This is a genomic window from Burkholderia sp. 4M9327F10 (assembly GCF_005503145.1).
In the GTDB taxonomy this organism is placed as follows: Bacteria; Pseudomonadota; Gammaproteobacteria; order Burkholderiales; family Burkholderiaceae; genus Paraburkholderia.
The window spans coordinates 1-2,001 of sequence record NZ_SCNV01000137.1 but is presented as its reverse complement, the minus strand read 5'-3'; the positions used below and the strand labels follow the sequence as shown (position 1 = coordinate 2,001).

Here is a 2,001-nt window from a genome sequence, read left to right as displayed (position 1 = left end):
GCGCGCAGCGCCCGCTAGGGCGCGGAGGCGTGAGGGATGGAAGCCCGCAGGGTCGAGACACGCGCAGCGGGGCTCGATTCACGACAGCCCGACCCCCGCATGGGGGCACGCCCAGGCCTTGCAGCGGATCAACAGCTACCAGGGCCAAGAGAAGGGAACGGACAGCAACAGCCAGGAGGGAGAAGACCAGAGACGCCAGACACGGGCGAGCTGCCGGAGGATGGGCGGAACGGGGAGCGACAGCGGCGCAGCCGCTGAAGCCACCCGGCCAGGATGCCGCGCGGCGGGGCGCAGCCCCAAGAGCGCCCGCCCGCGTGGGCAGGCGGCGGCCGTCAGCACTGCCAGCTTGCGCGGAAGCCTCGCCAGTCGCGAGCAACAAAGCCGGTCGCCGACTCCAGCGCGGTGGCCAGCGCCTCGGCGCGCTCGTGGTCGGAGTGGCGGCGGATCGCGGCGGCGAACTCGGCCAGGGTCAGGCGGGAGCCCCAGCGCACCAGATAGCCCCATGCGGCGATGGCGTGGCGGATCAGCTCGTTTGTCTTGGTGTCGGCTGTGGTCTTGGTCATGGTCGTTTCCTCGGGTTCGATGGTCTAAGGGGTGCAGCTCGCGCGCCGGGCCTGCTCGCCCATGCGCGCGCGGATCAGGGGCGCAGGCCCAGCGCCTCGCGGCGGTCGCTGGTGGTCAAAACGCGATTGCACGCGGCGAGCTGGTCGTAAGCCTCGCGGGGCACGGCGGCAGTCCATTGGAGGCCGTAGCGGGCCGTCAGCGCCTTAAATTGGCTGATGGCGGCGTCTTTGGTCATCGGCTGGGCCTGGGTGGTCGTGGTGGTCATGGTTGCGGCCTCGGTCAAAGCGGGTAAAGGGTGATGCGGCTGCGGGCGTCGGGCGTGAAGCCCGACAGGCGGCAGGCGAGCACGTCCACCTGTTGCCAGCTCGCGCGCAGCGCGGCGGCGGCCGTCAGCTCAAGCGGTGAGAGGTAGTCGGCATCCGGGCCGCTGCCGTGGATGAGCTGAAGGCGTGCGCGCACGGCTGCGCGGCGGTATTCCTGGCGCGTCATGCTGTGGGCTCCAGCTCTTGCACGGCGCGGGATTCGTCCAGGCGCAAGCACGACTCCACCACGGGAAACCACGGGCAATCCCAGTCCAGCAGATAGCGCGCGCCCTTGGCGTACATGCCATCCGGCGAAGCCGGGCGCTCATAGAAGCCGGTCACGCGCAAGGCGAATTCCAGCCCGGCCGGGTTCGTGTAAATCACGGGGTCGCCGGCCTTGAACTTCAAGGGCTGGCCGTTCTCCGGGGCGAAGGGTTTTTGCTCGTCGTGCTGGGCGGTGACTTCCTCGGCCCATTCCCAATGGCTGCTCATGGCGTTGTCTTTCTCGAACTGGTGAAGGGGTTGCGCTGGCCAGCGGCCAGCGCTCCGAGGTTCAGGCGGCGGCTTCGTCGCTCTGCGGGGTCATGCCGGCCTTCTGCATGATGAGTTGATAGGCGGCGTTGGCGTGGCGGCTGGCCGTGAAAACGGCGTTCTTGTCGTTCTTCAGCACCTTCAGCCACGATTGCACATAGCTGGCGTGGTTCTCCAGGCGGGCACCTTCCAAGCCAAGATGGGCCACCACAAAGGCGCTGCCCAGCTCGGCCACCAGTTCTTCAAAGGCGTAGGCTTCAGAGCCGAAGCGGCCGGAGAAGTCGCGGCCCAGGCGCGACTCGTGGCCCGTCCAGTGGGTCAGCTCGTGCAGCGCGACGGCGTAGGCGTTGACCGGCTGGGCGAAGCGCTCGCGGGTCGGCATGTAGATTTCATCCGTCGAGGGGCGATAGAAAGCGCGGGCACCTTCCCAGGTGATGCGGGCACCGGACGCGGCCAGGACGTGCTCGGCTTGGGCAATGGGCTCGAATTCCGGGGTCCCCTCGTTTTCAGTGCAATAACTGGCGGTACGCAAACCCAGCACTGGCGCGGGGGTGGTGTTGGTAGATCGTTGATTCTGTTGGCTTTCCTGTTCACTTCTCAAACG

Annotated in this window: 5 protein-coding genes; all 5 read right to left on the bottom strand. The window is 67.8% G+C overall.

Annotated features, from left to right (window positions below; all coding sequences use genetic code 11):
- Nucleotides 1–332: 332 nt before the first annotated feature.
- Nucleotides 333–563, bottom strand: coding sequence for a hypothetical protein (locus FFS45_RS41420; RefSeq protein ID WP_028229713.1), 231 nt, complete (start codon nt 561–563; stop codon nt 333–335).
- A 74-nt stretch (nt 564–637) separates the two neighbouring features.
- A complete protein-coding gene (locus tag FFS45_RS41415) occupies nt 638–829 on the bottom strand; it encodes a hypothetical protein (RefSeq protein ID WP_028229714.1) in 192 nt (63 codons plus the stop codon).
- 14 nt (nt 830–843) lie between these two features.
- Complete coding sequence (locus FFS45_RS41410; RefSeq protein WP_028229715.1) at nt 844–1,053, bottom strand: hypothetical protein; 210 nt, start codon at nt 1,051–1,053, stop codon at nt 844–846.
- A complete protein-coding gene (locus FFS45_RS41405; protein WP_028229716.1) occupies nt 1,050–1,358 on the bottom strand; it encodes a hypothetical protein in 309 nt (102 codons plus the stop codon). The genes FFS45_RS41410 and FFS45_RS41405 overlap by 4 nt, the downstream gene beginning before the upstream one ends.
- 61 nt (nt 1,359–1,419) lie before the next feature.
- Nucleotides 1,420–2,001, bottom strand: a 582-nt coding sequence (locus tag FFS45_RS42075; protein WP_249363138.1) for a zincin-like metallopeptidase domain-containing protein, incomplete at its 5' end; no start/stop codon positions are given.

Coding starts and splice junctions, on each gene's coding strand:
- FFS45_RS41415 (WP_028229714.1), bottom strand. CDS start 829: ATGACCACCACGACCACCCAGGCCCAGCCGATGACCAAAGACGCCGCC.
- FFS45_RS41405 (WP_028229716.1), bottom strand. CDS start 1,358: ATGAGCAGCCATTGGGAATGGGCCGAGGAAGTCACCGCCCAGCACGAC.
- FFS45_RS41420 (WP_028229713.1), bottom strand. CDS start 563: ATGACCAAGACCACAGCCGACACCAAGACAAACGAGCTGATCCGCCAC.
- FFS45_RS41410 (WP_028229715.1), bottom strand. CDS start 1,053: ATGACGCGCCAGGAATACCGCCGCGCAGCCGTGCGCGCACGCCTTCAG.